Raw genomic sequence first — 25,024 nt, 5'->3', positions numbered from 1 at the left:
TAATGCGGCATTATCAGCGCCCGTCATAGCACCAATTTGCCGTTGGGGATGACAACGTCTGGTTCGTCGGTTATAAGATCCCTGCGACTCATGAGGGAGATCAGTTAGATGAGACATTTCGGCACCAATCAGCGCTGAACAGCGCCGCCGAATGCGGGCTGCTGTTCAGTCCATCCTTGTCTAACAATATGATCTCTCGTGCCCTTGGAGGGCATTCATGTTTCGTCGCTTTTTTTCCTATTATGCGCGCTACAAGACCCTGTTTTTTCTCGATTTCGGCTGCGCGGTTGTCGCTGGTCTTCTCGAACTGGGCTTTCCGCTGGCGGTCAAGCTCTTTGTCGATGAGTTGCTGCCGAGCCGTAACTGGGGTCTGATCGCCGCGACTGCCGCGCTGCTGCTGATCGTCTATGCGCTGAACACCGGCCTGATGGCCGTGGTCAACTATTGGGGCCATGCGCTCGGCATTTCGATTGAATCGGACATGCGCCGCCAGGCCTTCGACCACATCCAGAAGCTCTCGTTCCGCTATTTCGACAACAACAGGACCGGGCATCTGATCACCCACGTGACCAAGGATCTCGAAGAGGTGGGCGAAATCGCCCATCACGGACCCGAGGATGTCTTCATCGCCATCATGACCTTCATCGGCGCTTTCCTGCTGATGTTCTCGGTGCACTGGAAGCTGGCGCTGCTGACGACGATCATCGTGCCTTTCATGACCTGGCTGGTCAGCCGCTACGGCGCCAAGATGACACTGAACTGGCGCAGCCTGTTCACCAAGGTGGGTGACTTCAACATCCGCGTGCAGGAGAGCGTCGGCGGCATCCGTGTCGTCAAGGCTTTCGCCAACGAAGACTACGAAAGCCGGCTCTTTGCCCGCAACAACGAGGACTACAAGGCCACTAAGCTCAATGCCTATGCCTACATGACGGCAAGCATCGCGCTCAGCTATTTCAGCACGCGCCTCGTGCAGCTCGTGGTCATGGTGGCCGGAACTTGGTTCGTGGTGTCTGGCGAGCTAACCTATGGTGGTTTCGTCAGCTTCCTGCTCCTGATCAATGTCTTCTTTCACCCGATCGACAAGATCACCTCGGTGCTCGAAATGTATCCGAAGGGTATCGCCGGCTTCAAACGTTTCCTGTCGCTGATCGATACGCAGCCCGACCTTGCGGACCGGCCGAACGCAATTGCGGTCAATCATCTCAGGGGCGATATCGTCTATAAGGATGTCAGCTTCGGCTATTCGGATCAGGGTACGATCTTCGATGGTCTGAACCTGACAATATCGGCCGGAGAGACGGTCGCCTTCGTCGGCGCTTCGGGAACAGGCAAGACAACGATCTGCTCGCTGCTGCCGCGCTTCTACGACGTGACCGGCGGCAGCATCACCATTGACGGCATCGACATCCGCGATATGACGCAGGCCTCGCTGCGCAGCCAGATCGGCATCGTGCAGCAGGACGTGTTCCTGTTCGGATCGACCATTCGCGAGAACATCGCCTATGGAAAGCTCGGCGCGACCGATCAGGACATCATGGAGGCGCTGCGCCGCGCATCGCTCGATGAATTCGTTCGTTCGCTGCCCGAGGGCCTCGACACGCCGACCGGCGAACGCGGCGTGAAACTGTCGGGTGGGCAGAAGCAGCGTCTTGCCATCGCGCGCATCTTCCTCAAGAACCCGCCAATCCTTATTCTCGATGAGGCAACGTCTGCACTCGACACGGCAACCGAATTTGCCATCCAGCAGGCATTGGCGGATCTTTCGAAGGGGCGCACGACCCTGGTGGTAGCGCACCGGCTGACGACCATCCGTAATGCCGATCGCATCATTGTCATGGGATCAGACGGCATCGTCGAACAGGGAGCGCATGCCGAACTTCTGGCCCGCGGCGGCGGGTATGCCAGGCTTCACAACGCTCAGTTCGATACGTTTCCATGATGTCGACGAGCACGTGAAGATTGAGCCCGGGAGACCATCCTTCCGGGCTTAAATTTCTTCCGACAAAAACGCGTAGCCTTTGTGACGGAGGTGGTCAAATAGCATATGGACGGGTTCCAGAAAGAGCCCGTCTAGCCTACCATCAAGGTTGCTGGCACTCGGCAATTCTGCCCGAGCCAGAAACGGCCTGCGCGCCGAAAGAGAAGACAATGGATGATCTGTTCCCCGCGACCTCGATGCCCGACCGAGATTGGTGGGCGGCACTTTGGCCGCGACCGGCGGAGGTCCTGGCTGATCTCGGCATTCAGCCCGGCATGACCGTGCTCGACCTGTGTTGCGGCGATGGTTATTTCACCGCGCCGCTTGCCGGTCTCGTCGATGGCCGTGTCTATGCCCTCGATCTGGATGCGGAAATGATCGAGCAGGCCAAAATCGAGGTCGAGCGCCTCGGAGGGACTGTTCGCCAATGGATCAACGCCGATGCGCGCGAAATCGCGTCGCTGCTGCCGGAACCGATCGATTACGTGCTGATGGCCAACACCTTTCATGGCGTGCCGGACAAGCCAGATCTGGCGCGGGCAGTCTGGCATGTCCTGCGACCCGGAGGCTTGTTCGCGATCGTCAACTGGCATGTGATACCCAGAGAACAAACGGTCGTGCTGGATCAGCCACGTGGACCGAAGACGGACATGCGCATGTCGCCCGACGCCGTGCGCAGGATCGTCGAACCTGCCGGATTTGTCACTGCCCGCGTCGAGGAACTGCCGCCCTATCACTACGGCATCATCCTGGAGCGTGTGTAGCGGCGAAGGCCGTTCGAACACGCCGGCGAACTCCTAATGCTTCATCATCAAGGGAAGCGTGGAATGCGATAGAAGGTGGCGCGTAATGCGGCCCAGAAGCAGCTCCATAAAATATCCGCGCTTGAACGCGCCGATCAGCAGGCATGTCGCGCCCGTGGATCTGGCAAAATCGAGGATGGTTTCTCCGACTGGCCGGCCGCCGGCACTGACCGCGACGACGTCGCCCTTAAGGCCGAGCTGATCAAGCAACTCGCTGGCCGTGCGCTGATAGTTTCCGTCCGCTTTATCGTCGATGCATAGAACAGTGACGCGATCGGCCGCAGCCAGCCAGCGTCTTGCCGCAACGACGGTGCGCAGCGCATGTTTGTGCGGTTTCCAGCCGATCAGGACATGGCCCAGCAGATTGCCGGAGTAAGCCCCCGCAGGCGGCACCAGCAACAGCTTATGCTTCTTGAACAGAAGATCATAGAATGTGTCTTGCGCATCCATGTTGCCGTGACAGGGAGCGACGACAAGCGCCGTCTCATGGCATTCGGTCATCACGCAGCGCTCGATATCGCCCCGGCAATCATCCAGGAAAAGGCTCGCACGATCCGGCCGCTCCCGCTTCCAATCCTCAAAGGCATCGGCAATCCGCTCGAATCTTTGGTGCGGAGAGTTCTCGTCCATGTCCCGCAGGATCTGCAGGTCAATTTCCTCAGGCGCGGCAATCATCCTTTCGGGATCGGCCCCGATATGCGCTGCAGCCATGCTGCCATGTATCTCTCGCGCGGCCTCCTCGGCTAGATCCAGGCAGTTTCGGACGGTGGCAAGATCGGGCAGCAAAGCGAGAACATCGGCATGGACCGTCAATTCACGCACGGTGCCGGCCAACAGGAGACTTGTCTTTCCGGGTGGCGGTTTGGTGTCGCTTTCATGTGCGGGCGGGCCCATCATATCGGACCTCCTTCCGCGATGCTCCGTACCTCTCGTGGCACGGTTGGGTAGATTCTACCCTGAGATCGAACGGCCCGCAACGCGGCAGGCATTCTCCCTTGATCCGAAGCTCAGGCCCGCGATCGCCAATGTAAACAAGCTTAACCGCACTAATGGCGCGGATGCATGCACTGCCCGTGGTCGGCTAGAACTTCGATCACCCGGCACTGGTCGATACGGCCGTGGCCGCAACCTTCGACCATCGTCTCCAGCTCGGCTTTCAGGGCCGTCAGGCTGCGTATCTTTTGTTCGACTTCGATCAGGCGGGCCTTGGCGATGGCGTCGGCGGAGGCGCAGGATTGATTTGGATCGTCCTGGAGCGCCAGAAGCGTCCTGATCGCATCGACCTCGAAGCCCAATTCGCGGGCGTGGCGAATAAAGGCCAGCCTGTGAAGGTGCGATTGCTCGTAGGAACGCTGGTTGCCCTCGCTCCGGTCCGGTTCAGCCAGAAGTCCGATACTTTCGTAGTAGCGGATCGTCGGCACCTTCACGCCGCTTTGCCGGGCTGCTTCGCCAATCGTGATCTTTTTCATGATTTTCCTCTTGCACCTCTAGCCACTAGAGGATGTAGGAGAGATGCCACGGTTTGACAAGGAAACGGATCATGGCAGCGACAGGAGAAGCACGGTACAGGGTGAGCGGCATGGACTGCGCCTCATGCGCTGCCAAGATCGATACGGCTGTGAGGCGCATGCCGGGCGTGGAAGATGTCTCCGTTTCCGTCACCGCAGGAACCATGATCGTTCGTCACGACGAGACCAGCAATCTCACCGCGATCGAAAAGAAAGTGGCGGGCCTCGGCTATTCCCTCGCCCCCCTGGCGGGCAAGGCTGAGCGCACGCCCTCCGAACATCGACATGACCATCATGACCATGATCATGATCATCATCACAATCACGATAGCCATGATCATTCATCGCACGACCACGCCGATCATGATCATCACGACCATGCCGCAAAGGAAATCGAGGGGCTGCATAGTCACGACCATACGCCCATGGATAGCCCCTGGTGGAAGAGCAAAAAGGGGCGGCTGACCATCGTCTCGGGTGTGGCGCTGGTTGCCGCCTATATTGTCGGCCATCTCGTGCCCTCGATTTCATCCTATGCCTTCGTTGTCGCCATGCTGGTCGGTCTCGTGCCGATCGCGCGCCGCGCCGTGATGGCGGCGCTGGCGGGCACGCCCTTCTCCATCGAGATGCTGATGACGATTGCGGCCATCGGCGCGGTGATCATCAATGCCGGTGAAGAGGCGGCGACCGTGGTCTTCCTCTTCCTCGTCGGCGAATTGCTGGAAGGTGTCGCCGCCGGAAAGGCGCGCGCAAGCATCCAATCATTGACGACCCTGGTCCCGAAAACCGCCTTGATCGAAGACAACGGCGAGACCCGCGAAGTGCAGGCCGAAAGCCTTAAGGTGGGTGCGGTCATTCTCGTGCGTCCGGGCGACCGCATCGCAGCCGACGGCACGATCATCGAAGGCGAAAGCGCCATCGACGAAGCGCCGGTCACCGGAGAAAGCACGCCGGTACGCAAGGGCGTGGAGGCCAAGGTTTTCGCTGGCACCATCAACACGGATGCCGTGCTGCGTGTCAGAGTGACCGCGGCCGCGGCCGACAACACGATTGCCCGCGTGGTGAAGCTGGTCGAAGAGGCGCAGGAATCCAAGGCACCGACCGAACGCTTCATCGACCGCTTCTCGCGCTATTACACGCCCGGCGTGGTCGCCGTCGCGGCACTGGTCGCGGTGACGCCCACGCTGGTGGCCGGCGCAAGCTGGCTGGAATGGATATACAAAGGCCTCGCTATCCTGCTGATCGGCTGCCCCTGCGCGCTGGTGATCTCGACGCCCGCCGCGATCGCGGCCGCCTTGTCGGCAGGCGCCCGCAGCGGCCTGCTGCTGAAAGGCGGCGCTGTTCTCGAAACAATGGGCAGGGTGACAAAGGTTGCCTTCGATAAGACGGGCACCCTGACCGAGGGAAAGCCCAAGGTGACGGACGTCCTGGGCTTCGGTCTCACCGAGGCACAGGTTCTCTCACGGGCGGCAGCTCTCGAAAACGGTTCGAGCCATCCGCTGGCTCTCGCAATTCTGGAGCGGGCGAAATCCGATGGTGCTCCGGTCCCGCCTGCGGCCGAAGCGAAGGCCCTGCCCGGCAAGGGCGTCAGCGGCCGTGTCGGCGGCGAGACCCTGTCGCTTCTCTCTCCGCAGGCGGCTCGGGAGAGTGAGCCATTGTCGGCCGAACAGGACGTCCGGATCGAAACCATGAACGACGAAGGCAAAAGCGTCTCCGTTCTCTTGGTCGACGGCAAGATCGCCGGCCTGATCGCTATGCGCGACGAACCCCGCGCCGATGCGCGCGCCGGAATCGAGGCGCTGCGGACGGCCGGCGTCGGTTCCGTCATGCTGACCGGCGACAATGCCCGCACGGCCGGTGCAATCGCGAAGGGTCTCGGGATCGAACCTCGCGCGCAGCTCCTGCCGGAAGACAAGCAGCGCATCGTGCGCGAGCTGCAGGCGCAAAAGCAGATCGTCGCCAAGGTCGGCGACGGCATCAACGACGCGCCCGCCTTGGCGGCCGCCGACGTCGGCATCGCCATGGGCGGCGGCACCGATGTGGCGCTGGAGACGGCGGACGCCGCCGCTCTCCACGGCCGCGTCACCGATGTCGCCAACATGGTCGTGCTGTCGCGGACGACGATGAGCAACATCCGCCAGAACATCAGCATGGCGCTTGGCCTGAAAGCGGTGTTCCTGGTGACTACGATTGCCGGCATCACCGGTCTCTGGCCGGCGATCCTCGCCGATACCGGCGCGACGGTACTTGTCACTGCCAATGCGATGAGACTGTTGCGGTGGAAAGGCGTGTTCAGCGGCCGTTTGATGAGCGCGCACTGATCCCAAATTTGCCCTGCAATGCGGCCCGGTATGCGGATTTCAAGGAATCCACAGCCGGGCCTTTGTTTTTTAACCAGTTCGGTAGTGGCCTTGCCGTTACCGCGTGTCGGCCTTGATCCCCTAGAGGGTGAGACCGCAATCCCCATGTGAAAAATAGATTGATATATAAAAAATAGATTGACCTGATAGCAGATGTCAGACCAATTTATGGTCATGACGAAAGCAATGCTAACCCCTCTCCCGTCAATCGACCGGACGCAGCAAGTTATCGACGCGCTGTCCGACTTTATCGAGTCTTCGAAGCTCCAGGCCGGTGACCGGTTGCCGACAGAGCGCGAGCTGATGGCGGCCCTTTCGGTTGGGCGCTCGACGATCCGGGAAGTCGTCACCCATTTTCAAGCCCTGGGCGTCGTGGAAACCCGCAAGGGCAGCGGCACCTATCTGCTGAAACCCGTTTCCAAAGCGACCATCCATATGCCCTTGTCGCTCGACACTGCGCATCTGCGCGATGCGCTGCTGCAGACCCTGGAGGTTCGCCGCGGCATCGAATGCGAAGCCGGAATGGTCGCCGCCAAGAGGCGCACGCCCAAGGATATCGCTATCATCGAGGAGAAGCTCGATGAGATGGAACGCGTCCATATCGCAAAGGGCACATCCGGGCCGGAGGATCTGGCGTTTCACCTCGCCGTCTACGACGCCACGCACAATCCCCTGTTCCGGCAGCTCCTCGAACAGATGCGCGGGAGCTTCGAGCGGTTCTGGACCCATCCCTTCGACCGGCAGGATTTTGCCCGCCGGTCCTTTCCCTTTCACCGCACGCTGTTCAACGCGATCGTTGCCCAGGATCCCGAGGCGGCGCGCGCCGAAACATTGAAAATTCTCGACGTCGTCGAGGAAGACATCAAGGAAATGTCCAAATGACTGACGGGCTAGAGCCGTTCGATCTCGCTTCCCTCATCACGGCCCATGACGACGGCAACTATGCCGATGCCGTGGTGCCGCCGATTTTTCAGACATCGCTTTTCACCTTCGCCAATTACGACGACATGATCGCTTCCTATCGCGGCGAGAAGGTGCGGCCGATCTATACGCGTGGCCTCAATCCCACCGTGCGCATGTTCGAGGAAATGCTGGCAAAACTCGAAGGTGGCGAGGATGCGCTCGGCTTTGCGAGCGGCATGGCGGCGATCTCTTCGGCCGTTTTGAGCTTCGTCGAGCCCGGCGATCGGATCGTCGCGGTCAAGCATGTCTATCCGGATGCCTTCCGCCTCTTCGGCACGGTGCTGAAACGCATGAAGGTCGAAGTGACCTATGTGGATGGCCGCGACGAGGAAGCCGTTGCCAAGGCACTTCCCGGCGCAAAGGTTCTCTATCTGGAAAGCCCGACGAGCTGGGTGATGGAAGCCCATGATGTCGGCGCGCTCGCCGCACTCGCCAAGAAGCATGGTGCCGTTTCCATGATCGACAACAGTTGGGCCAGCCCCTATTTCCAGCGGCCGCTGACGCTCGGCGTCGATCTCGTCATCCATTCCGCCTCCAAATATCTGGGCGGTCATAGTGACGTCGTTGCCGGCGTTGTTGCCGGCTCGAAGGCGACGATTGCGCGGCTGAAAGCCGAGGCATATCCTTATCTCGGCGGCAAGCTTTCGCCTTTCGATGCCTGGCTTTTGATCCGCGGCCTGCGCACCCTGCCGATCCGCATGAGGGCGCATGAGGCAGCCGCAATGACGATCGCCAAGCGGCTGCAGGAGCTCGATGTCGTCGAGCAGGTCTGCCATCCGGGCCTTGCCAACCGCTTGCCCGCCGGGCTCAACGGCACCTCGGGCCTGTTTTCATTCATCTTCCGCGAAGACGTCGATATCCGCGCCTTCGCCGATCACCTCAAGCTCTTCAAACTGGGTGTGAGCTGGGGTGGGCACGAAAGCCTGATCGTACCGGGCGAGGTCGTGCTTCAGCAGAAGGCACAGCCGAATTCCGCGCATACCTTTGGTATCAACCCGCGGTCCGTACGTCTCCATGTCGGTCTCGAAGGAACCGAGGCGCTGTGGAGAGATATCGAGGAAGCGATCGCCGCCGCCTCATAAGACCATCAACCCGAGAGAAACACCTAAACAGGGGGAACTGACATGAAAACACTGATCACGGCAGCACTCTTCGCCACCATGATGGCGGGTACGGCGTTTGCCGATACCACGCTGAAGCTCGTCGAAGTCATTACCAGCCCGGAACGCACCGAGACACTAAAGTCGATCGTCGCCAAGTTCGAAGCAGCCAATCCGGGCACGAAGGTCGATATCATTTCCCTGCCCTGGAACGAGGCATTCCAGAAGTTCGCGACCATGGTTTCGGCGGGTGACACGCCGGACGTGATGGAAATGCCCGATACCTGGCTGTCGCTCTATGGCAATAACGGCATGCTCGAAAGCCTCGAACCCTATCTCGCGAAATGGGATCAGACCAAAGAGCTGACGCCGCGGGCGCTCGAACTCGGCCGCGATGTGAAGAATACGGCCTATATGCTGCCCTACGGCTTCTATCTGCGCGCCATGTTCTACAACAAGAAGATCCTGAAGGACGCCGGCATCGCCGAACCGCCGAAGACGATGGACGATTTCGTCAAGGCATCCGAAGCAATCTCCAAACTGCCCGGCAAATACGGCTACTGCATGCGCGGCGGCCCCGGCGGTCTGAACGGCTGGATGATCTTCGCGGCCTCCATGGCCGGCGACAACAAATACTTCAAGGATGACGGCACCTCGACGATGAACAGCCCCGGCTGGGCCAAGGGCATTGAATGGATGGTCGATCTCTACAAGAAGGGTTATGCGCCAAAGGACAGCGTCAACTGGGGCTTCAATGAAGTCGTCGCCGGTTTCTATTCCGGTACCTGCGCTTTCCTCGATCAGGATCCGGATGCCTTGATTGCGATCGCCGAACGCATGAACAAGGACGACTTCGGCGTCACCCCGCTGCCGAAGGGTCCGGACGGGAAGTCCTTCCCGACGATCGGTTATGCCGGCTGGTCGATGTTCTCGACAAGCCAGAACAAGGATTTGTCCTGGAAGCTGATCGCCACCCTTGAAGGCAAGGAAGGCAATCTCGAATGGAACAAGAAGATCGGCGCCTTGCCGGCCTATATCTCGGCTGAGAAGGATCCCTTCTATGCCGGCGACCAATTCAAGGGTTGGTTCGAGGAACTGGCCGACAAGAACACGGTTCCAACGGTTATGCCGACCTATCTCGAGGAATTCGCCTTCTTCAAGGATTCGCTCGCCATCAAGACGTCGCAGCAGGCGCTGCTCGGTGATATCTCGGCCAAGGATCTGGCTGATCAATGGGCCGACTATCTGACCAAGGCGCAGCAGAAATTCCTTGCCAAGAAATAAGATCGCCTGACCGGCGGCGGAGCAATCCGCCGCCGCTTTCCGCACATGAAACAGACGGCGTCCGAACGCCGCGAATGGGAACATTGGCCGATGACCATGACCGCCGACACGCTCGACAGGCGTCACGACCGCAGGCCGTGGCTGAAGCGCCTTGCCGATGCCTCGGAGCCCTATCTCTACAGCGCCCCCGCGCTCATCCTCATTATCGCCGTCATGCTGGTGCCGCTGGCGATCGGCATCTCCTATGCGTTTCGGGATATTCAACTTCTCAATCCGTTTTCCGGCGGCTTTGTCGGCCTGGAGCACTTTCGCGATCTCTCCAAGGATACGGCCTTTTACTGGGCGCTGAAGAATACGCTCTGGTGGACCGGCGCCTCGGTCGTTTTGCAGTTCATCTTCGGGCTGATCCTTGCCCTGTTGCTGGACAAGCCGTTTTTCGGCCGGGCGATCGTCCAGGCGCTGGTATTTCTACCATGGGCGGTCCCCTCCTTCCTTGCCGGCCTCAACTGGTCATGGCTCTTCAATCCCGTGATCGGGCCTATCCCGCACTGGCTCTTCGGCCTCGGCCTGATGAAGGAGCCCGGCAACATCCTCTCCGATCCGCAATATGCGATGTGGGGCCCGATCGTCGCCAATGTCTGGTGGGGCATTCCCTTCTTCGCCATCACGCTGCTGGCCGCTCTCCAGGCGATCCCGCGCGATCTTTATGAAGCCGCTTCGATCGACGGTGCAGGCTGGTTCCAGCGCTTCCGCTCGATCACGCTCCCATTCCTGGCTCCGACGATTGCCATCACCGTATTGTTGCGTACAGTCTGGATCTCGAACTTCGCCGATTTGATCGTCGTCATGACCGGCGGCGGACCTGCCGACCGCACCCAGATCGTCGCAAGCTATATCTTCACCCAGGCCTTCAAGCGGCTGGATTTCGGTTATGCCTCCGCCATTGCCCTCGTCCTGCTCCTGCTGCTGCTTGCCTATTCCATGCTGATCATCCTGCTGCGGCAGACCCTGCTGAACAAGGATTGAGCCATGAGACGATCCGTCATCCCCACCATCGCGCATCGCCTGGCAATCCTTTGTTATGTGGTTTTTGCGCTCTTCCCACTCTTCTGGCTGTTGAAGGTCTCGGTCACACCAAACGACCTGCTCTATACGGAAGGCGTGCGCATGTGGCCATCGCGCACGACATGGGAGCACTATGCTTTCGTGCTGCAACACAGCGATTTTCCGACATTTTTTGAAAACAGCCTGATCGTCTCTGCTTCGACGGCGGTCGCGGTGACCGTCTGCGCGTCGCTCTCCGGCTATGCGCTCTCGCGCTTCACTTTCCGCGCCAAATACTGGATCGTGGCCTTGATGCTGCTGACGCAGATGTTTCCGCTGGTCATGCTGGTCGCGCCGATCTTCAAGATCCTGACGCCGCTGCATCTCACGAACAGCCTGACCGGACTTGTCATCGTCTACACGGCTTTCAACGTGCCCTTTGCCACCTTTCTGATGCAGTCCTTCTTCGACGGCATCCCGAAGGACCTTGAGGAGGCGGCGATGATCGATGGCGCGACGCAGTTCACCGCGTTCCGGCAGATCATTCTGCCGCTGACGCTGCCCGGCATTGCCGCGACGCTCGGCTTCGTCTTCACGGCCGCCTGGAGCGAGCTGCTGTTCGCGCTGATGCTCATCAACGGCAATCAGGCAGCCACCTTCCCCGTAGGCCTTCTCACCTTCGTTTCGAAATTCTCCGTGGATTTCGGGCAGATGATGGCGGCGGGCGTGATGGCGCTTATTCCGGCCGGCCTCTTCTTCCTGCTCATTCAGCGTTATCTCGTGCAGGGCCTGACGGCCGGCGCGGTCAAGGGTTAGTCAAATGGCATCGATCGATATCCAGAACGTCAAGAAAGCCTATGGCCACGTGCAGGTGCTGCACGACATCGACCTCAGGATCAAGGATGGCGAATTCGTCGTCCTCGTCGGCCCCTCCGGCTGCGGCAAGTCGACATTGCTCAGGATGATCGCCGGCCTCGAAGACATTAGCGGCGGCGAGATCCGCATTGCGGACAACCGGGTCAACGAGCTGCATCCGAAAGACCGCGACATCGCCATGGTGTTCCAATCCTATGCGCTCTATCCCCACATGAATGTCGCCGGCAACATGAGCTACAGCCTGAAGCTCCGGAAGATCGCGAAAGACAAGATTTCGCGTGCCGTCGCGGGTGCGGCCTCGAAGCTCGGGCTTGACCCATTGCTCGAACGCCGCCCAAAGGCGCTTTCGGGCGGCCAGCGCCAGCGCGTCGCTATGGGCCGCGCCATCGTACGGCAGCCAAAGGCCTTCCTCTTTGACGAGCCGCTTTCAAACCTCGATGCGCGCCTGCGCGAACAAATGCGGGCCGAAATCAAGAAACTACATGGCGACCTGAAGGCGACCTCAATTTATGTGACGCATGATCAGATCGAGGCGATGACGCTGGCGGATCGGATTGTTGCCATGCATGGCGGCGTGGTTCAGCAGGTCGGTAGTCCGCTGGAGCTTTACGACCGTCCCGCCAATCTCTTCGTTGCCGGCTTCATCGGTTCTCCGGGGATGAATTTCCTCGACGCGACCTATGAAACCGGCGGTGTTAGGCTCAAGGACGGAACGGTTGTTCCACTTTCGGCAGCGCCGAACCTGCCGGACGGCGCCAAAGTGACGCTCGGAATCCGGCCGGAGCACGTGATTTTGTCCTCGGACGACTCCGGCATCAGCGCCGATGTGGAGCTTATCGAGCCGACCGGTTTCGGCATCATTCTCCACCTTTCGCTTCATGGCCTGCCATTCAAGGTCTTCACGCTCAATCGCGATGTGCTGAAGGCGGGGCCGAAAGTAAATGTGATATTCCCGCCGCAGCATCTGCATGTCTTCGATAGCGACGGAAAACGCGCGGGATAACTATGGCTGCAAATTGCCGCATTGAGCTTGCGCGCCGAACACCCTAAAGGTTGTGCGCAAAAGGGGATGAGGACGGCCGTGGGGAAGAAGCACTTCTGCACAACACAGTGGATGGTGCGCATCATATGCGCCCTTGCGCTGGTGCTTGTCGGCTTCGCCCATCAGCCGCCGATTTCCGATGCCGATGAGCTCACCCCTGCGAAACTGGCACAGTACCAGTTGCCGGACGGGACCCTGCCGATCCTGTGCGTGACCTACAAGGGCACCGACGGCAAGGAACACAGCAAGACACATGCGCCGGGATGCGAAGCATGCCGGATCGCCACGGCAGTCCTGCTTCCCGCCCCACCGACGGATGTCTGCGAACGTCTCGCCTCTTCCGATCAGGATGTGCTCGCGCCCAGAGCCGAAGCCTTCCATCGCCAGCTCTATCCGCCGAACACCGGCCCCCGCGCTCCGCCCATTCTCCAGATCACTGCTTGAGCCTGCGTTGCGGCGCAAGCCGTGACGCTTGTCGTCAACGGCGGCCGGACCATGCACGAGAACTGATCGTGTCGGCTGCGGGCAGATTGCCTCCATGCTGAACATCGCGACGCGAAACAGGCTGCCTCGGCATCCCAACCGCGCGTGCACATCCGCATAAGGCTGCGACGGGAATGGCCGCTCCTCCCCGCAGCGTATCGCTCTACCGCGATCTGATATCTGCCGCGACTGGCACCGGTCTCGGAAAACCACCCCACAGAAACTGTCGATTACCAACAAATAAGGAAGACCAACATGCCCATGATGAAGAAGCTCGCTTTTATCACCGTCGCAGCCAGCATTGCATTTGCCGGCCAGGCATTCGCCCATGCCCACCTTAAGTCCGCCGTTCCCGCCGCTGACAGCACGGTGAAGCAGGCGCCTTCGGAACTTGATCTTACTTTCACAGAAGGACTGAACCTCAAGTTCAGCGGGGTGAAGGTTACCGGTCCGGAGAAGATGGCGGTGAAGACTGGTGAAACCATGCTGATGAACGGGGACACCACACTGATGGTGCCGGTTACTGACAAGCTGACGGCTGGCAAGTACACTGTGGAGTGGCATGCCCTTTCAGCCGACGGCCATAAGACCGAAGGGACCTATACCTTCACCATAGCGCCATAAGCCTACCGATACGGCGGCAACTTATCTGGGCGCGCAATCCCTTCTGCTGGCCAAAAAAGTTCTGGATCGCTCACCGAGCAATTGAACTCTGGTCGGCAGGAGCGGCGCGGCCATAGACCGTAAACCGCTCATCCCTAGCAATGGGATGATATGCGGAAAGCAGCGCGGCAAAACGTGCTTGACCAAGCACGTAATCGGTCCAAAGCGGCTCGTCCTGCTGGATGACGATCAGATCGTAGTTGTGGCTGGCGAACTCGGCATATTTGGTGTCCAGATAAGCATCCGACCGCTTCTGGTAGCGAGCGGCATCCGCCACCTCTCCTTTTGCTGACGCCTTCCGAGCCAGAACATACGCAAGGGCGCCGTACCAGTCGCTGTTATTGGCAGACAAAAAGCGGGCCCCGACAATCCTGGCGAGCGGATGGGCAGCGGCGATGTCGCTGCCGATGACGCCGAGCGTCGGCTCCCCCTTCGATGCCGCTTTCACTGCCGCGACGAAAGCGTCGCTCGGCTTCTCCGTCTGTAAAAACGGCAGCCATGCAAACATGACGACAATGACACAAAGAATGCCACGTCCGAGCGTTTCACGGTTGTAACGCCAGCCGGAAGACGCTGCGACCCTGCAAAGCACAGCAACAAGGGCCAGCGAGATCGCAGCGAAAGCATGGTAGGCCCACCCCTTACCCTGATAGAGCAACGGCGCGACGGCAGCGAGTGAAGCCAGAAGCGTCACTGCGCAAAGCGGCGTCACTGGTGCCTTGGGTGCAACAATCCGGAACAGAAGCAAAATCAACAGGTACGACGGCCCACAGCTCAGTGCGACCCTGACCGGATCACCTATCTTCATATAGACATCCGCTACCTGCGGGAGGAGATCTCGCATAAATTCGGGCGTCAGCAAAAAAACGAGCGCGATATAGGCGACACCGACAATGCCGATGATGCAGTTCTCGGGCGCCAGAAGTAGCCACGGGTTTCGTCGCCGCCAGGCCACATAGAGCGCGGGCACGATGTAAGCCACGACATAGTAGGCCTTCACCAGAACAAGAATACTGCCGCAAAGGCCGGCGCCGACAATCAGGGCGATACCGGGTGCGACACGACGCGTGGTGTCGGCCCGCAATGCCATGAGCGCCAACAAGGGCAGAAACAGCACCGTGCCGACGTGATCTCTCTCGGTGAAGGTATTGCCGGGAAAAATCGTGAAAAGTGCGACGAAGAGAGGTAGCAGCCGAAGCAGGGCGTGATTTTCGGCAAAGCCCGCCCGCCGGACGATTACGGCCGATAAACCCAGACCCACGACCACTGCGAGGCAGGTGTAAAGATAGATACCGATTTCGGGAGCGATCCCTGCCCATCTCGACGCTATGATCGCCGGCAGGAAAAGCCAGATCGAAAACGGCGGATTGCTGTCGATCACATCGACATAAAGCCGCTCTCCACTGAGTACCCGCTCAGCCATTGTAATGAGCCAGCTCGTGTCGACGATGGTTCCCCATCGCTGCTGCCACACCGCCGCCACCAAGAAGACCACGGCACTCTGGATCAGCGCAATCCGTAGCACCGACGACGTCGTCGAACTGAAGCCGGCCGTGTCCGTCGCGCTACTCATGTTCGGCTGCCCCTGTTACCGCCCAACATGGCGGCTGAGGTGTCGCCGTCGCTGCACCATAGATCATGTAAAACGTACCAATGCCCGAGAGAGTTATGACGCGACTATAGCGCGAACTTGCTAAACTCGGCGTTAAGGCTTGGCATAGTGGCAGGGCAGTCACACTGATCGGCGCGGCCACGCTTGGGATACGGGTTCTACCAGACGAAAGGAATGAGCCGATATCGCACGCGGGCCGCATAGGCTTGATAACCGCTCAGTTCCGCGCTTAGAGCACGCTCCTCATGCACCGCTCGCCAGGCGATACCGAAAATGAATATCACGGAGAATGCGAGACCCAGCCAGGAACCAAGCAATAGCGGCATGCCAATAAGGAAAAACAACGCGCTCGCATACATAGGGTGACGAACAATGGCGTAGGGTCCGGTATCGATCACCTTCTGATCCTTCTGGATCTTCACCACCGGCGCAGCGAAGGCGTTTTCGCGAAACGTCCACCAGGTACCGAGCATGTTGACCACCATGCCGAGCCCGCCAAGCACCTGCAGCCATGGCGGTACCGCTCGAAAGCCCGTCCGGGCCGCGTCCCAACCCATGAAGGATATCCAGCCTAAGAAGGCCAAAACGAAAAACATCAACCAGACGCGATCCCATGGCTTTTGATCCCGTTGCAGCGGAGATGCCATACGTTCACGCAACAGGCGCGGGCTATGCTTCGACAGCCAAAGGATCATCGCCAAGCCGCCGAGCAGGAAGAATGCGATCACAACCCACGCGCCCGGAAAAGCCAGCGTGCCCGCCGGCCACAGGATCAGGGCCGCGATGAAGACCGACCAGGCCAGGAGTTGGAGCAAATAGATCGCCATTGCACACTCCAAAAAAAGTCAGCACGAAAAGTCTGGCGCGCGCCTGAACGCAAGCGCTTCTCCCGACAGTGCTGTTTTGACCGATGAATAAAATCCATTTCACGTTGATATTGTTCCTCAGACGATGCGCCCGCCCTTCTGTTGCTGCAACTCCCCCGAAAGCCCAATCCCCGATATGCGCTTGTCAGCCCCGGCTTCGAATGTCATTGGTCGAACAGTCAGCTAATTCACATGCAGTTTTCCAAATGAAACTCGATGCAATCGATTTGCGCATTTTGGATGCCATTCAACGCGATGGCCGCATCACCAAGCTCGCGCTCGCCGAAAAGGTAGGACTTTCGCCGACGCCATGCTGGCTTCGTCTGCGCAAGCTCGAGAAGGCCGGGATCATTACCGGCTATCATGCCCATCTGGCACCGCGTCGGCTCGCGCCGGTTGCAAGCGTTATGGTCGAACTCACTCTCGCCAACCATCGTCAGAGCGACTTCGAGCGCTTCGAACGAGCAATCTCCTCCATCCCCGAAATCGTCGCCTGCTGGTCCGTCGGCGGCGGCGTTGATTACATTCTGAAGATCATGACGCCCAATATTGATGCCTATCAGCGCCTGATCGATGGCCTTTTGGATCGCGATCTCGGCATCGAGCGCTATTTTACCTATATCGTGACAAAGACCGTGAAGGAGGAGACCGTGCTTCCGATCGCCGATCTCCTTTCCGCCGAACTTCACGACGACGAATAGAGAATCTCTCTACGGCTGCCCTTCTCTTTGGCCCCTTTCTCTCTTTCTGCGGCGACCAATGGACAATGTCTCGCGACGTTCCGTGAGACCATTGCGGTACCAGAAAAAGAGAGGTTTGCCGATGACCGCAGTGCGCGCCCGTCCCGCCTATCATGAAGCCCTGTCACGACTGAACGACCGGCATCTGCTGCGGGATCTTTCCTATATCGGCGGCCGCTGGGTCGCCGGCAAGACCGGCGCGAGCTTCAACGTCGCCGATCCCGCCACCGGCACTACGCTCGCCTGGGTCTCCAGTCTCGGGAGGGATGAGACATTCGAGGCGATCGATGCCGCGGCGAATGCCTTCTCAGCCTGGCGCTCGCTCCTGCCGCAGCAGCGCGCATCGATCCTGCACCGGTGGTATGAGCTGATGCTCGCCGCCAAGGACGATCTGGCGCTGATCATGACGCTGGAACAGGGCAAGCCGCTTGCCGAATCTCGCGGCGAGATCGACTATGCTGCGAGCTTCATCGAATGGTATGCGGAGGAAGCCAAACGCATCAACGCCGAAAGCGTTACCAGCCATCTGCCGGACACGGAAATGATCGTGCGCAGGGAGGCATTGGGCGTCGTCGGCATCGTGACACCCTGGAACTTTCCCTCGGCCATGGTCACGCGCAAGGCTGCGGCAGCCCTTGCCGCCGGGTGTACCGTCGTTGCCCATCCATCGTCCGAAACGCCGCTGTCGGCGCTTGCGCTTGCCGAACTCGGAGAGCGTGCCGGCCTTCCCGCTGGCGTCTTCAACGTCGTCACCGGCAATGCTGCGACGATCGTCGGAGCTCTCTGCGAGGATGCTCGGGTGCGAGCACTGAGCTTTACCGGCTCGACGGGCATCGGCAAACTGATTGCCGGCCAATGTGCTGCGACCATGAAGCGCCTGGTGATGGAGCTCGGCGGGCATGCGCCCCTTATCATCTTTGACGACGCCGATCTCGATCGTGCCGTGGACATCGCCATCAATGCCAAATTTGCGACCTCCGGCCAGGATTGTCTGGCTGCCAATCGCATCTTCGTGCAGCGCTCGATCATGGAGCCCTTCGTCGCAGCTTTTGCCAAGCGGATAGCGGCCCTTAAGGTCGGTGACGGACTGACGGACGCGGTCCACATCGGTCCGCTGATGCACGAGCGCGCTGTGGCGAAAGTCGAGGAACATGTGGCCGACGCGCTGAAACGCGGCGCAAGGCTTGCCATCGGCGGAAAGCGCCACGCGGCGGGAACACTCTTTTTCGAACCGACACTGCTTGTCGATCCATCCCCCGACGCACTGATCATGCATGAGGAGACATTCGGACCCGTCGCAGCGGTGAGTTCATTCGATACCGAGGCCGAAGTCGTCGCTCGCGCCAATGATAGCGAATACGGCCTCGTCGCCTATGTCGTGACGCAAAATGGCGCGCGCCAGATGCGCCTCGGCCGGGCGCTTGATTACGGGATGGTTGCGATCAATCGCGTGAAGATCACCGGCGGACCGGTTCCCTTCGGCGGCTGGAAGCAATCCGGTCTCGGCCGCGAAGGCTCGCGTCACGGCATCGAGGCTTTCACCGAGCTCAAATATCTCTGCATTGACACGGCAGCCTGACGGGCCAACCCACTCTCAGCACAAGGAAAATATCATGTTGGACAAGCGGAACGAACTGAATGCCTGGGACAGGGATCACTTCTTTCATCCCTCGACCCATATGGGAATGCATGCGCGCGGCGAAACGCCGACCCGCGTCATCGGCGGTGGCGAAGGCGTCTACATTACCGACATCAACGGCAAGAAAAGCCTTGATGCCTTTGCCGGTCTCTACTGCGTCAATGTCGGCTACGGCCGGCAGAAAATCGCCGACGCCATCGCTGCACAGGCAAAGAACCTCGCCTATTATCACGCCTATGTCGGACACGGCACAGAAGCGTCGATCACCCTTTCCAAGATGATCATCGACCGGGCGCCGGAAGGCATGAGCCGTGTCTATTTCGGCCTCTCCGGCTCGGACGCCAACGAGACGAACATCAAGCTCATCTGGTACTACAACAACATCCTTGGCCGTCCGGAAAAGAAGAAGATCATTTCGCGCTGGCGCGGCTACCACGGATCAGGCGTCATGACTGGCAGCCTTACCGGTCTTGAACTCTTCCACAAGGCCTTCGATCTGCCGCGCGACCCTATTCTTCACACCGAAGTACCCTATTTTTTCCGCCGCGCCGATCGTTCGATGAATGAGGAACAGTTCGCCCAATATTGTGCCGACAAGCTGGAGGAGATGATCCTGGCCGAAGGTCCGGAAACGGTCGCCGCCTTCATCGGTGAACCGATCCTCGGCACCGGCGGCATCGTTCCGCCGCCGAAGACCTATTGGCAGAAGATCCAGGCCGTGCTCGACAAATACGATGTCCTTCTCGTCGCCGACGAGGTCGTGACCGGTTTCGGCCGGCTCGGGACAATGTTCGGCTCGGACCACTACGGCATGAAGCCAGATCTGATCACGATCGCCAAGGGCTTGACCTCGGCCTATGCGCCGCTTTCCGGTAGCATCGTCTCCGACAAGATGTGGCAGGTGTTGGTACAGGGTTCCGATCAGCTCGGCGCCATCGGCCATGGCTGGACCTATTCCGCCCACCCGATCTGTGCGGCCGCCGGCATCGCCAATCTCGAACTGATCGATGAACTCGGCATCGTCGAAAACGCTGGTTCGACTGGTGCCTACTTCCGGTCCGAACTTGCTAAGGCGGTCGGCGATCACAAGCATGTGGGCGAGGTCCGTGGCGATGGGCTGATGGCGGCGGTCGAATTCGTCGAAGACCGGGATGATCGCAAGTTCTTCGATCCCGCAAAGAAGATCGGCCCCCAGGTGGCGGCAGCTCTACTGGAGCGTGGGGTAATCGGCCGTGCCATGCCGCAGGGAGACATTCTCGGCTTCGCGCCGCCTTTGTGCCTGACGCGCGACGAAGCCGACATAGTGGTCAGGGCCACGGCGGATGCGATCAGAAGCGTATTTTCAAATCTCTGACGTAGTGCGCGGCCGACAATAGAGGCAGCTCAAACGAAGATCGTTCAGTCCGTTGTTGACAATGGACTGAGCCTATCGGCTTGGCCATCGCCATGCCGCATTGAATGGTGTACATGGATATCCAGCAATTGTACCGGATCAATCCATGCTTCGTCATGATTCAAAAGGCCAGCGCAACGATGTCTGGAAGCCCGTCCTTCAGCACCGCAAGGGCGTGACCAAACACAAGCTGCTCACCGACAAGATCATTTCCGATATCGATGAAGGCATCCTGCCGGTTCATACGCGGATGCCGACACATCGCGATCTCGCCCATGCGCTGGGGATTTCGGTGCAGACCGTGAGCATCAGCTACAAGGAGGCCGAGCGGCGCGGCTATCTGCGCGGCGAAGTGGGTCGCGGAACTTTCGTGCGCAGCCGCATCACCGAGCGTGCCGACAGCTTCATGCTCGACCGCGACCCGAGCGGCAGCGCCGACCTTTCCATCATCCGCGCCGTCTATACCGAAGCGCATGAGCGATCGGCGCGCGAGCTGATGCAGGCGTTGGCCGGAAGCGACAACAGCAGTTTCATGCGCCCGTGCCGGCCGATCGCCGGCTTGGATGCCCATCGTACCGCGGCGCAGACCTGGCTGGCGCGCCTGTCCGTCGATGCCGATCCCGAGCGCATCCTGATCACCAACGGCGCCGCTCATGGTCTTTTCCTGGCCGTGGCCTCGGTGGTGCGGCCCGGCGAGGTCGTCCTGACCGAGAACCTGACGGATCACGGCATTATCGGTCTTGCCAACGTGCTGGGCTTTACGCTGCGCGGTCTTCCGACCGATCGTGAAGGCATCTTACCGGGAGCCTTCGAAGCCGCCTGCGCAGTCGGCGATGTATCGGCCCTGGTCATCGTTCCCTCGCTGAACAACCCCACGAGCCATGTGATGGGTGCGGAGCGTCGTCATGCCATTGCCAACATTGCGCGCCGGCACGGTGTTTTCGTCATCGAGGACGAAGTCTACAAGCCGATGCTGCGCGATCCCCTTCCCTCCATGCCGGACCTGCTGCCCGAGCTTGGCTTCTTCGTCACGAGCTTTACGAAATCGGTGATGACGGGCTTGCGCATCGGCTATCTCGTCGTTCCGGCGCACTACTCCATCCGTGTTGCATCGATCCTGCGCGTCACGGGATGGAGCGCCACCAATGTCGTCGCGGAGATGGCATCGCGCTGGGTACTGGATGGTACCGCCGACGCGCTGGTCGCAGTTCAGAGAAGCGAGGCCCAGGCGAGACAAGCGATCGTATCGGACGTGCTGGGTCCCTTCGTCGCCGGCAGCCATCCTCTCTCCCTATGCGCATGGTTGTCGGTTCCTGAGCGATGGACGGAGGAAGGACTTGTTCGCGTTCTCGCCCGCAAGGGTGTTGCGGTCACGCCATCCGATCCATTTGTCGCTGGCGGAGAACGGCCGGTCGGCGGAATTCGCATCTGTCTTGGGGGTCGCTTGTCACACTCGGCGCTTCGCTCTGCGCTTGAAACGGTCCGCGGTGCCTTCGAGCAACTGCCGCCGATTTTCGATGTGGGATCGATCGCATAAACCAGCGGTTTCTCAGTCACAGGACGGAATGCAGAAACTCCTTGGTGCGGTCTTCCTTCGGAGTGCTGAATATCTGTTCGGGCTTGCCTTCTTCGCAGATGCGGCCCTTGTCGAAGAAGCAGACACGATCGGATACCTCTCTTGCGAACCGCATTTCGTGGGTCACAAGCAGCATGGTCAAATCGTGCTCATGCGCGAGATCGCGGATGACGCCAAGCACTTCGCCGACGAGCTGCGGATCAAGCGCGGAGGTCGGCTCGTCGAACAGCAGGACCCGCGGGCGCATGGCGAGCGCCCGGGCTATGGCGACGCGCTGCTGCTGGCCGCCGGAAAGCTGGCTCGGATAGTGATCCTTCTTCTCGGAAAGACCGACCATGCGCAAAAGCTCGATGGCGCGAGCCTCCGCTTCGGCTCGTCCAAGTCCCAGCACGCGCGTCGGCGCTTCGACGATATTGCGCAGCACGGTCATGTGCGGAAACAGATTGAAGCTCTGGAACACCATGCCGACATGGGTGCGGATCTGGCGCAGATGCGCTTCGCTGGCACGGAACCGTCCGCGGCCGTTGTCCTCGTGGTAGGACATTCCGGCCAGGTGCAATGTGCCCTCCTGGAAGGGTTCGAGCGTCATGAGGATGCGCAGAACCGTCGATTTGCCCGAGCCGGACGGTCCGATCAACGTTACCTTTTCGCCGGGTGCGACGTCGAAACAGAAGTTATCGAGCACGGTAAAATCGCCGTAGCGCTTGGTGACGTTGTGAAAGCAGATCAGGGGTTCGGTCATCTCAGAGCAATTCCGTTTTTCGGCAGCGTCTTCTCGAGCCAATGAATAGCCGCAGAGCAGACGAGCGTGAGGATGAGAAAGATCAGGCCGACGAGCGACAGCGGCACCAGATATTCGAAGGTCCGATCGCCGATGAGGTTGGCGAGGTTCAGCATGTCGACCACGGTGACGACGGACAGAACCGGCGTCTCCTTGAGCATGGAGACAAGATAATTGCCCATGGCGGGGATGATGCGGGGGATTGCTTGCGGAATGATAATATCCCTGTAGGTTAGGCCGCGCCCCAGATTAAGCGCCGTCGCCGCCTCCCATTGGCCGCGCGGCACGGCGTCCAGGCCACCGCGATAGACCTCCGACGTATAGGCCGAATATTGCAGGCCGAGCGCCAGCGCGCCCGTAAGAAAGGCCGGCAGGACGATCCCGTAGATCGGCAAGACGTAATAGAGGAAGAAGAGCTGCACAAGCAGCGGCGTATCGCGCAAAAATTCGATGACGAACGCTGTCGGCCACGAGATCGCCGCGAAACGGCTGCGCCGCAACAGCGCGAAGACCAGGCCGAGGACCAGGGCGATCGCAAATCCGGCCGCCGCCGCCTCCAGCGTCACGATCAATCCGATGCCGAGGATCGGCAGGATCGACAGCGCGAAGGAGAGCGTCGAGGACGTATCCCAGGTAAAGCCATACATCATGCCGGCGCCCTCCCAGGAAAGGCAGCGCCCCGGCGAAGGATCGTCTCAAGCCAGCGCATGAAGACGACGAGAATGAGCGCCATAATGAAATATCCGATAAGCGTCAGCGAATAGATCCTGACGCTGTCCAAGGTGATGTTGCGCAGTTGCTGCGCCTGGAAGGTCAGGTCGCTGATCGAAATCAGCGACACTAGCGCCGTATCCTTCAGGTTCTGGACGGCGAGATTGCCGAATGGCGGTATCATCTCCACCACCGCCTGCGGCAGGACGATATGGAAGAGCGTCTGCCCGTGCCCGAAGTTCAGGGCGCGCGCCGCCTCGTGCTGGGTATCGGGAACCGACCGCAGCGCACCGCGCACCACCTCGGCGCCATAGGCACCGATGTTCAGCGCCAGGCCGACGATGCCCGTCGTGATAGGATCGAAGGAGATCCCGATCAGCGGCAGCGCATAATAGAGCCAGAAGAGCTGCACCAGGAGCGATGTGCCCCGGAATATTTCTATGTAAACCAGCGCAATCCAGGAAAGCAGCCGGCCGCCGGCGAACCGCGCAAGGCCGGCCGCGAAAGCAAAGATTGCGCCGAGCAGCATCGAGGTGACGCCGATGATCGCCGTCACCTCTGCGCCCTTCAGCAGTGCTGGAAGATAATGCGTCCAGCTCATGTCCGGGTCACCTCCGTCCGCAAGATGCAAGGGGCTGGTCGGCTAGGCCGTCGCCGATGGGCAAAGACCAAGCCGATGGATATTGCCAGCCTCATTTGCCCGCGCACAGGTCTTCCGTGTTTTTGGTTCGCGCGGCCTCGACGCTTTCGGCGCTAAGTCCGTAGGACATCAGGATCTTCTTGTAGTCATCGGTCTTCTTGAAGGCGATGAGTGCGGTATTGAACGCCTTGTAGAGATCCTTATCTTCAGACCGGAAATCGAAGCCGCCATAGCTTCTAACCGACTTGCCCTCGATGACCGGATCGGTGAAGGGGGCCGCCTGCTCAACATTCGAGCCCCCGCCTTGAACCAGCTTGGCGACCGTCAGCTCCGTTGCGGCATAGGCATCGGCACGGCCGGTCTGGATGGTCGAGAGCGCATCGGCATTGGCCTGGATCATGACGATCTGGGACTCCGGAATGCCGAGGCCATGGAAGAAATCGAGCTGATCGGCGCCCGAGACGATCGCGACCTTGAGGGACGGATCCTTCTTGATGTCCTCATAGGAATGCAGCTTCTTCGGATTGCCCTTCGGCACCAGCAGGCCTTCGCCGTAGCTCGAGTTCGGCGTGGTGAACTGCACCTGCTTGCAACGCTCCGGGAGGATGTTCTGCTCGGCGGCGACGAAATCGAAGCGCTTGGCCTTCAGGCCGGGGATCAGCGATCCGAACGGCGTCACGGTCCAGTCGACCTCCTTCACGCCCATCGACTTCAGGACGGCAGCAGCAACATCAGGACCGATGCCCTTGGCCGCCCCGCTCTCGTCCATATAGCTGTAGGGAACCTCATTGGCGCTGGCGCCGCGGATATAGCCGTCTTTCTTGACCTGTTCGAGGCTGGCGGCATGGGCGGAAGCGGCCAGGCCGAGGGTCAGACCCATGGCGGCAAGGCTGCGGTAAAAATTCGATCTCATGGTTCACTCCTCTGTGGTTGGATACCGTCATCGGCTGTCCGGTTTTCCG

23 protein-coding genes are annotated in these 25,024 nt (G+C 60.0%); 15 read left to right on the top strand and 8 right to left on the bottom strand.

Features of this window, described 5'->3' with window-relative positions:
- The first annotated feature begins 217 nt into the window (after positions 1-217).
- On the top strand, positions 218-1,939 hold the full coding sequence (locus QA648_RS23475; protein ID WP_283053893.1) for an ABC transporter ATP-binding protein: 1,722 nt from the start codon (positions 218-220) through the stop codon (positions 1,937-1,939).
- Between the two features lie 209 nt (positions 1,940-2,148).
- On the top strand, positions 2,149-2,742 hold the full coding sequence (locus QA648_RS23470) for a class I SAM-dependent methyltransferase (RefSeq protein ID WP_283053892.1): 594 nt from the start codon (positions 2,149-2,151) through the stop codon (positions 2,740-2,742).
- Positions 2,743-2,775: 33 nt separating this feature from the next.
- Here QA648_RS23470 and QA648_RS23465 read toward each other — a convergent pair whose 3' ends face one another.
- Both QA648_RS23465 and QA648_RS23460 read right to left on the bottom strand, forming a co-directional pair.
- Positions 2,776-3,678 (bottom strand): universal stress protein, encoded by a 903-nt coding sequence (locus tag QA648_RS23465; protein WP_283053891.1) that lies wholly within the window; start codon positions 3,676-3,678, stop codon positions 2,776-2,778.
- Between the two features lie 149 nt (positions 3,679-3,827).
- Positions 3,828-4,250, bottom strand: a complete 423-nt coding sequence (locus tag QA648_RS23460) for a helix-turn-helix domain-containing protein (RefSeq protein WP_028750304.1) — start codon at positions 4,248-4,250, stop codon at positions 3,828-3,830.
- Positions 4,251-4,321: 71 nt separating this feature from the next.
- Between QA648_RS23460 and QA648_RS23455 the strand changes: the two genes are divergently transcribed.
- From QA648_RS23455 to copC, 9 genes are all read left to right on the top strand, one after another.
- A complete protein-coding gene (locus QA648_RS23455; protein WP_283053890.1) occupies positions 4,322-6,610 on the top strand; it encodes a heavy metal translocating P-type ATPase in 2,289 nt (762 codons plus the stop codon).
- A gap of 225 nt (positions 6,611-6,835) precedes the next feature.
- Positions 6,836-7,531, top strand: a complete 696-nt coding sequence (locus QA648_RS23450; protein ID WP_349254320.1) for a FadR/GntR family transcriptional regulator — start codon at positions 6,836-6,838, stop codon at positions 7,529-7,531.
- The gene (locus QA648_RS23445; RefSeq protein WP_283053889.1) at positions 7,528-8,694 is read left to right on the top strand and encodes a PLP-dependent transferase; all 1,167 of its coding nucleotides are present in this window, start codon (positions 7,528-7,530) and stop codon (positions 8,692-8,694) included. The genes QA648_RS23450 and QA648_RS23445 overlap by 4 nt, the downstream gene beginning before the upstream one ends.
- 42 nt (positions 8,695-8,736) lie before the next feature.
- Positions 8,737-9,996, top strand: a complete 1,260-nt coding sequence (locus tag QA648_RS23440) for a sugar ABC transporter substrate-binding protein (RefSeq protein ID WP_283053888.1) — start codon at positions 8,737-8,739, stop codon at positions 9,994-9,996.
- Positions 9,997-10,086: 90 nt separating this feature from the next.
- Positions 10,087-11,022: a sugar ABC transporter permease gene (locus QA648_RS23435; RefSeq protein WP_283053887.1), complete on the top strand. Its 936-nt coding sequence runs from the start codon at positions 10,087-10,089 to the stop codon at positions 11,020-11,022.
- A 3-nt stretch (positions 11,023-11,025) separates the two neighbouring features.
- Complete coding sequence (locus QA648_RS23430) at positions 11,026-11,856, top strand: carbohydrate ABC transporter permease (RefSeq protein ID WP_104826891.1); 831 nt, start codon at positions 11,026-11,028, stop codon at positions 11,854-11,856.
- 4 nt (positions 11,857-11,860) lie between these two features.
- Positions 11,861-12,919, top strand: a complete 1,059-nt coding sequence (ugpC, locus tag QA648_RS23425; protein WP_283053886.1) for a sn-glycerol-3-phosphate ABC transporter ATP-binding protein UgpC — start codon at positions 11,861-11,863, stop codon at positions 12,917-12,919.
- A 66-nt stretch (positions 12,920-12,985) separates the two neighbouring features.
- Complete coding sequence (locus QA648_RS23420; protein WP_283053885.1) at positions 12,986-13,402, top strand: hypothetical protein; 417 nt, start codon at positions 12,986-12,988, stop codon at positions 13,400-13,402.
- Positions 13,403-13,696: 294 nt separating this feature from the next.
- A complete protein-coding gene (copC, locus tag QA648_RS23415) occupies positions 13,697-14,065 on the top strand; it encodes a copper homeostasis periplasmic binding protein CopC (RefSeq protein ID WP_104826894.1) in 369 nt (122 codons plus the stop codon).
- A gap of 70 nt (positions 14,066-14,135) precedes the next feature.
- On the opposite strand, the gene QA648_RS23410 is transcribed toward copC, so the two are convergent.
- Together QA648_RS23410 and QA648_RS23405 are read right to left on the bottom strand one after the other, a co-directional pair.
- Positions 14,136-15,677 (bottom strand): hypothetical protein, encoded by a 1,542-nt coding sequence (locus QA648_RS23410; RefSeq protein WP_283053884.1) that lies wholly within the window; start codon positions 15,675-15,677, stop codon positions 14,136-14,138.
- Between the two features lie 197 nt (positions 15,678-15,874).
- Positions 15,875-16,543, bottom strand: coding sequence for an isoprenylcysteine carboxylmethyltransferase family protein (locus tag QA648_RS23405; RefSeq protein ID WP_283053883.1), 669 nt, complete (start codon positions 16,541-16,543; stop codon positions 15,875-15,877).
- Positions 16,544-16,788: 245 nt separating this feature from the next.
- Here QA648_RS23405 and QA648_RS23400 point away from each other — a divergent pair, with 245 nt between their 5' ends.
- The 4 genes from QA648_RS23400 to QA648_RS23385 all read left to right on the top strand — a co-directional run bounded on the left by QA648_RS23400 (position 16,789) and on the right by QA648_RS23385 (position 21,891).
- Positions 16,789-17,283 (top strand): Lrp/AsnC family transcriptional regulator, encoded by a 495-nt coding sequence (locus tag QA648_RS23400; protein ID WP_283053882.1) that lies wholly within the window; start codon positions 16,789-16,791, stop codon positions 17,281-17,283.
- A gap of 121 nt (positions 17,284-17,404) precedes the next feature.
- Positions 17,405-18,901 carry an NAD-dependent succinate-semialdehyde dehydrogenase gene (locus QA648_RS23395; protein ID WP_283053881.1) on the top strand — a complete coding sequence of 499 codons (1,497 nt, stop codon included), beginning with the start codon at positions 17,405-17,407 and terminating at the stop codon, positions 18,899-18,901.
- 34 nt (positions 18,902-18,935) lie between these two features.
- A complete protein-coding gene (locus QA648_RS23390; protein ID WP_283053880.1) occupies positions 18,936-20,315 on the top strand; it encodes an aspartate aminotransferase family protein in 1,380 nt (459 codons plus the stop codon).
- A gap of 145 nt (positions 20,316-20,460) precedes the next feature.
- On the top strand, positions 20,461-21,891 hold the full coding sequence (locus QA648_RS23385; RefSeq protein WP_283053879.1) for a PLP-dependent aminotransferase family protein: 1,431 nt from the start codon (positions 20,461-20,463) through the stop codon (positions 21,889-21,891).
- Positions 21,892-21,907: 16 nt separating this feature from the next.
- On the opposite strand, the gene ehuA is transcribed toward QA648_RS23385, so the two are convergent.
- The 4 genes from ehuA to ehuB form a co-directional block, all read right to left on the bottom strand.
- Positions 21,908-22,672, bottom strand: coding sequence for an ectoine/hydroxyectoine ABC transporter ATP-binding protein EhuA (gene ehuA / locus QA648_RS23380; RefSeq protein ID WP_260305206.1), 765 nt, complete (start codon positions 22,670-22,672; stop codon positions 21,908-21,910).
- Positions 22,669-23,361, bottom strand: coding sequence for an ectoine/hydroxyectoine ABC transporter permease subunit EhuD (gene ehuD / locus QA648_RS23375; protein ID WP_283053878.1), 693 nt, complete (start codon positions 23,359-23,361; stop codon positions 22,669-22,671). The genes ehuA and ehuD overlap by 4 nt, the downstream gene beginning before the upstream one ends.
- A complete protein-coding gene (gene ehuC, locus QA648_RS23370) occupies positions 23,358-24,023 on the bottom strand; it encodes an ectoine/hydroxyectoine ABC transporter permease subunit EhuC (RefSeq protein WP_283053877.1) in 666 nt (221 codons plus the stop codon). Before ehuC ends, ehuD begins: the two co-directional genes overlap by 4 nt.
- A 91-nt stretch (positions 24,024-24,114) precedes the next feature.
- Positions 24,115-24,975 (bottom strand): ectoine/hydroxyectoine ABC transporter substrate-binding protein EhuB, encoded by an 861-nt coding sequence (ehuB, locus tag QA648_RS23365; protein ID WP_260305208.1) that lies wholly within the window; start codon positions 24,973-24,975, stop codon positions 24,115-24,117.
- Between the last annotated feature and the right edge of the window lie 49 nt (positions 24,976-25,024).

The organism is Rhizobium sp. CB3171 (genome assembly GCF_029714265.1).
Taxonomy (GTDB): domain Bacteria; phylum Pseudomonadota; class Alphaproteobacteria; order Rhizobiales; family Rhizobiaceae; genus Rhizobium.
This window is presented reverse-complemented; position numbering and strand designations above follow the sequence as displayed.